This window comes from Isoptericola sp. NPDC060257 (assembly GCF_042726645.1).
Lineage (GTDB): Bacteria > Actinomycetota > Actinomycetes > Actinomycetales > Cellulomonadaceae > Isoptericola > Isoptericola nanjingensis.
In genome coordinates this window covers 1-3,481 of record NZ_JBHXAW010000369.1, presented here as the reverse complement: position 1 = coordinate 3,481, position 3,481 = coordinate 1, and the positions used below count along the sequence as shown (strand labels likewise).

General features: G+C 72.5%; 4 protein-coding genes and 1 pseudogene. All 5 read right to left on the bottom strand.

What is annotated here, in order from left to right:
• Positions 1-294: pseudogene (locus ACFWEK_RS20090) on the bottom strand (phenylalanine 4-monooxygenase); the annotation flags it as partial.
• A 67-nt stretch (positions 295-361) separates the two neighbouring features.
• Positions 362-727, bottom strand: coding sequence for an RNA polymerase-binding protein RbpA (locus ACFWEK_RS20085; RefSeq protein ID WP_430545600.1), 366 nt, complete (start codon positions 725-727; stop codon positions 362-364).
• Between the two features lie 144 nt (positions 728-871).
• Positions 872-1,114, bottom strand: a complete 243-nt coding sequence (gene secG, locus ACFWEK_RS20080; protein WP_380326827.1) for a preprotein translocase subunit SecG — start codon at positions 1,112-1,114, stop codon at positions 872-874.
• A gap of 195 nt (positions 1,115-1,309) precedes the next feature.
• Entirely contained in the window at positions 1,310-2,077 is a 768-nt protein-coding gene (gene tpiA, locus ACFWEK_RS20075) for a triose-phosphate isomerase (RefSeq protein ID WP_430555189.1), read from the bottom strand.
• An 89-nt stretch (positions 2,078-2,166) separates the two neighbouring features.
• Positions 2,167-3,366 carry a phosphoglycerate kinase gene (locus tag ACFWEK_RS20070; RefSeq protein ID WP_430545601.1) on the bottom strand — a complete coding sequence of 400 codons (1,200 nt, stop codon included), beginning with the start codon at positions 3,364-3,366 and terminating at the stop codon, positions 2,167-2,169.
• Between the last annotated feature and the right edge of the window lie 115 nt (positions 3,367-3,481).

The following is a 3,481-nucleotide window of genomic DNA, read 5'->3' as shown; positions in this document are numbered from 1 at the left end:
GTCGGTCGGCAGGCCGAGGGCTTCCTTGCCCTCGAGGTACCCGCGGATCGCCAGGCGCTCGTGCTTGGGGGCGAGCTCGGCGCACACGGTGCGCCAGATCTCGTTCTCCGCGTCCGTGTACTCGACGCGGGGCACGGGGTCGCCGGGCGACCAGCGCAGGGCCGGGCCGGCGATGACCTCCCGGCGGCGCCGGTATTCCGGGTCGTTCGCGCCGGGGTGGTCGTCCGCGAGGTGCACCGTGACGCCGTGCTCGTCCTCGGTGACGGGGGCGTAGAGCTGTCCTTCCTCGAACATGCGGCCAGACTACGCCACCGTCTCGACAGGTGGACACCCCCTCGGGTCGGAGCCCGACCCTGCGTCGTCAGCTCGCCCGGCGCAGCCCTGTCCGGCGCGCCCGCAGCGTCGCGAGCGCCTCCTCGAGGAGGGCGGCGCCGTCCTCCTCGGAGCGACGTTCCTTCACGTACGCCAGGTGCGTCTTGTACGGCTCGTTCCGCACCGGCTCCGGTGGGTTGGCCGCGTCCAGCCCGGCGGGGAAGCCGCAGCGCGGGCAGTCCCAGAACTCCGGAGGCTCGACGTCCTCGTTCGCCGAGAAGCTCGGCGTCGTCTCGTGCCCGTTCGCGCACCAGTACGAGACCCGCACCCGGGGTGCCGCCTCGCCGCGCTCGGACTCTCCCAACGGACCCGCGCCCACGCGCGAGCCCCGGATCGCATGACCGGCTGTAGCCACGTCCTGTCGTCCTCACCTTCGACTCAGTGGGCGTACGCCCACGGACGATCTTCGTGAACCATCGGGCCGGGCTCGCGCCCGGTCCTGGTGCCCCCCACCGGTCCGGGCCTGGGCCCGTCCGGTGACGGTCGCGGTCGTGCCGGCTCAGCTCACCTTCGTGATGAGGCCCAGCAGCACGATCACGACGAACCAGACGAGCGCGAAGCTCACCGTGATGCGGTTGAGGTTGCGCTCGGCGACGCCGGAGCTTCCGGCGGCGCTCGAGATCCCCCCGCCGAACATGTCGGACAGACCGCCGCCCTTGCCCTTGTGCATCAGGATGAGCAGGGTCAGGAAGGCGCTGGTGATCACCAGGAGAACCTGAAGGATGATCTGCAAAACGTCCACGGTGTCCTCGGCTGTCCTCGTTCGTCGTCCGTCCCGCGGGGCGGGCTTCTGTTCGTCACCCGACCAGGACGTCGTCCCGGCCGGGTCAAGAGTAAGTGACGGACGCCTCTCGAGGCGAACACCGATGTTTCCATCGGGTGACGATCCCGGGAGGCGTCCGTCGGGCGGGTCCGCGCCCGCCGTGGAGGTGTCGCGTCAGGCGACGTGCGACTGGTAGCGCGCGATCTTCGCGAACTCGACCGGGTCGAGGCTCGCGCCACCGACCAGCGCGCCGTCGACGTCGGGCTGGGCCATGATCTGCGCGACGTTGCCCGACTTCACCGACCCGCCGTACAGGACGCGCACGCCCCCGGCGAGCTCCGCGTCGTACAGCTCCGCGAGACGGCCGCGGATCGCGCCGCAGACCTCCTGCGCGTCCTCCGGGGTCGCGACCTCGCCGGTGCCGATCGCCCACACGGGCTCGTAGGCGATGACGACCTGCGCCGCCTGTTCCGCCGGCACGTCGGCCAGCGCCGCGTCGACCTGCGCGAGGGTGTACGAGACCTGCTCGCCGGCCTTGCGCACGTCCAGGCCCTCCCCGACGCACAGGATGGGCACGAGACCGTGCTCGAAGGCGGCGCGCACCTTGGCGTTCACCAGCGCGTCGTCCTCGGCGTGGTACTCGCGACGCTCGGAGTGACCGACCGCCACGTAGGTGCAGCCCAGGCGGGCCAGCATCGGGCCCGAGACCTCGCCCGTGTAGGCACCCGACGCGTGCGTCGACAGGTCCTGCGCGCCGTAGCGCACGTCGAGCTTGTCGGCGTCCACGAGGGTCTGCACCGAGCGCAGGTCCGTGAAGGGCGCCAGGACGGCGACCTCGACGGCCTCGTAGTCGTGCTTCGCGTCCTTGAGCGTCCACGCGAGCTTCTGCACCGCGGCGATCGCCTCGGTGTGGTCCAGGTTCATCTTCCAGTTGCCCGCCATCAGGGGCGTGCGGGTGGTGGCCACGGTGGGCTCCTCGTTCTCTCGTGCTGGGTGGGAAGGATCGGTCGGCGTCCGACGCCGCCGGTGCGTCAGTCGGCGAGGACCGCGAGGCCCGGGAGCTCCTTGCCCTCGAGCAGCTCCAGGCTGGCGCCGCCACCGGTGGAGATGTGGCTGAAGCCGTCCTCGTCGAAGCCGAGCACGCGCACCGCCGCGGCCGAGTCGCCGCCGCCCACGATCGAGAACGCGCCCGCCGCGGTCGCGTCGACGATGCCCTGCGCGACCGCGCGGGTGCCCGCGGCGAACGCGTCGAACTCGAACACGCCCATCGGGCCGTTCCACACGACCGTCTTCGCGTCCGCGAGCCGCGCCGCGAACAGCGCGCCGGAGTCGGGGCCGATGTCGAGGCCCATGGTGCCGTCGGGGATCTGGTCGGCCGGCACGGTGCGGTGCGGCGCGTCCGCGGCGAACGAGTCCGCGGCGACGATGTCGGTGGGCAGCACGATCTCCACGCCCGACTCGGCGGCCTGGGCGAGGTAGCCCTTGACGGTGTCCACCTGGTCGGCCTCGAGCAGCGACGAACCCACGGAGTGGCCCTGCGCTGCGAGGAAGGTGAAGACCATGCCGCCGCCGATGAGCAGGCGGTCGGCCTTCGTCAGGAGGTTCTCGATGACGCCCAGCTTGTCGGAGACCTTCGAGCCGCCCAGGACGACAGCGTAGGGGCGCTGCGGGTCCGTCGTGGCTCGCGAGAGCGCCTCGACCTCCTTGAGGACGAGGTCGCCGGCCGCGGCCGGGAGGAGCTTCGCGACGTCGTAGACCGACGCCTGCTTGCGGTGCACGACGCCGAAGCCGTCGGAGACGAACGCGTCGGCCAGCGCGGCGAGCTCGCCCGCCAGCTCCTCGCGCTCCGCGTCGACCTTCGAGGTCTCGCGGGCGTCGAACCGGACGTTCTCCAGGAGGGCGACCTGGCCGTCGGCAAGGTCGGCGACGGTCTCCCGGGCCGACGAGCCGGTCACGTCGCCCGCCAGGGCCACGTCCTGGCCCAGCAGCTCGCCGAGGCGCGCGGCCACGGGCGCCAGGGAGTAGGCGGGGTTCGGCTCGCCCTTGGGTCGCCCGAGGTGGGCGGTCACGACGACGCGCGCGCCGGCGTCCGTGAGGCGCTGCAGCGTGGGCAGCGCGGCCTTGATCCGGCCGTCGTCCGTGATAGTGGTGCCGTCGAGCGGCACGTTGAAGTCCGAGCGGACGAGGACGCGCTTGCCGCGCAGCTCGCCCAGGGTGTCGATGGTCTTCATGGGGCACACCTGTCCGTCAGGGCCCGGTGCGCCGTGCGGCCGTCGCGCGGCCGCGCGTCCCGGGCGGGGGGGTCGGGTGCGGACAAGTAGCCCTCCGCGGGCGCGGCCGGAGGTA

What these genes read in the sequence shown, in the direction of transcription:
- ACFWEK_RS20070 (WP_430545601.1), bottom strand. Translation starts at nt 3,366, where the DNA reads ATGAAGACCATCGACACCCTGGGCGAGCTGCGCGGCAAGCGCGTCCTC.
- tpiA (WP_430555189.1), bottom strand. Translation starts at nt 2,077, where the DNA reads ATGGCGGGCAACTGGAAGATGAACCTGGACCACACCGAGGCGATCGCC.